The 1880-nt window shown below is 31.1% G+C and carries 2 protein-coding genes; one reads left to right on the top strand and one right to left on the bottom strand.

All coding sequences use genetic code 11. The features are described from left to right. Positions 1-180: 180 nt before the first annotated feature. The gene (locus N784_RS15635; RefSeq protein ID WP_036836503.1) at positions 181-840 is read left to right on the top strand and encodes a hypothetical protein; all 660 of its coding nucleotides are present in this window, start codon (positions 181-183) and stop codon (positions 838-840) included. A gap of 67 nt (positions 841-907) precedes the next feature. Here the strand turns inward: N784_RS15635 and N784_RS15630 are convergent, their stop codons facing one another. Then, positions 908-1717: a hypothetical protein gene (locus N784_RS15630; RefSeq protein ID WP_036836502.1), complete on the bottom strand. Its 810-nt coding sequence runs from the start codon at positions 1715-1717 to the stop codon at positions 908-910. Positions 1718-1880 lie beyond the last annotated feature (163 nt).

Genomic DNA, 1880 nt, shown 5'->3' with positions numbered 1-1880 from the left:
ACAATCATTTTACGAAAATCATCATTATACCATTTACCATTACTTTGATTACTCATTGGACACACCCTCCTAAAAGTTATTTTATAAATTTAACTTAGATGTGTCCATGAAACTATACTAGCATCAGATGGACAATTTAATCAAAATATTATTGATGAGGTATTCACCTTCGCTTATGGAATGAGTTTTGGAAAGGAAGGTACACATAGAAACTATCGTTCTGGAGGTTCAAACAATAGGAAAAATGGAGAAGTATTTGCCGATACTTTTCAAGGTAAATTAGCGGAATTCGCTATCTATCATGTATTTACCTCTGAAGGGCTAGAAGTTCCCCGCCCTGATAATGATATGTACAATTTAGGTGATTGGGATTCAGGAAATTTTGAAGTTGGAGAAAGAAAGTTGTCTATTAAATCCACTAAATCTTTCGGTCAATTGCTGTTGTTAGAATCAAAAGATTGGGATGAAGATGGTCTATATATTCCAGACATCGAAAGAGATGGCGGTAGGTACGATGCAACTATATTAGTAAGGCTTCAGCCTTTTGCTTCAGATATCTTAAAGGGAATGAGATCACTCTACAGTTCTACAATTAATAAAGACGAACTATACTCAAATATAACAAACGAAACGTTTGAGTACGAAATTGCCGGCGTAGTTACAAATGGTGTTTTAAAAAAGGCAATAAAAAACGAACAATTTGTTCCTAAAGGTGCATATATAAATAAAATAGGAAAGAATAATAAATTGGATGCCTCCAATTATTATGTTCAAACAGGTGACATGAAATCAATCAGTCTACTTATAGAAGCACTAAGGGAAGAAATTACAACCTCATAATGGATATGATTAAAGAGCGCTTAACTTGCGCTCTTTAATTCAATATATAAACAATACAGATGGAAACTCATCTCTTCAGTGCTTTTATCAGTTCATAACCTTTTAACATGTCACCGCACTGTATATAGTAATTATTTGCATCAAGTTCATTACTTGGAGCAGTTGTGTTCAAGTAATAATCTTTTTTCACTATCATTTTATTCTCTATTGCATTTTTTATATATTCCACTGGTATGTAATGAATATCAAAATTATAATGTGCATCTGATAACAATGATGCAAATGATTCAGGGTTTATTTGTTCATTTTGATGTTTATATCTTTTTTGCAAACTAAAGATTAACTCATAATTCACCCTAACAAATAAAAAATCAGTGTATTCACCTGTTTCCTTTTCTTTATTAGGAATATACCTACCATTATCATCCCAATCTTCAGTCTCCAACATCAATAAATTACCAAAATGTTTAGTAGTTTTAACGCCAATATTTCTTTGTTTACCACCATATTCAAAATTAAAATCATAAGTGTCCCACTTCCCTTTACCTTCAATAGTTAAATCAGGCAAAGGGATTTCTATCCCTTTAATATTTTCCTTTATGTATTGGTAAACTGCATGCTCTCCTAACTTTCCAACAAAAGTATCACAAAAGACTTCAAAATCATTTCTTGATTTTTTCCCATCTGATCTTTCTCTACGATGGTGTCCTTCCTCAGAATAGGCCATTGCATAAGCAAACGAAAAACTTAGTGCAACATACTCATACCTAATTACTGTTTTTGAATAAAAATCATTTTTTTTATAAACTTTATAAACATTCTTCTCTTCTTTTTTATAATCTTTCACTTTAGTGTCTGTAAGTTTATTTAATTTCATTCTACTAGGTCCTCCTATCAAAATATAAAAAGGTGGTTCTCTTCAACAAGTTACATTCAATGATTAATTTTGCTTATTATATTCATAATAGCAGATTCCTTAAATTTCAATACGTCTGATACCAAATTATACACTAATCGAGTAGAGGGAAAAGTTAAGTAAC

Source organism: Pontibacillus litoralis JSM 072002 (assembly GCF_000775615.1).
GTDB lineage: Bacteria > Bacillota > Bacilli > Bacillales > BH030062 > Pontibacillus > Pontibacillus litoralis.
Note: the sequence above shows the minus strand (reverse complement) of the source record. Positions and strands in the feature narration are given on the sequence as shown.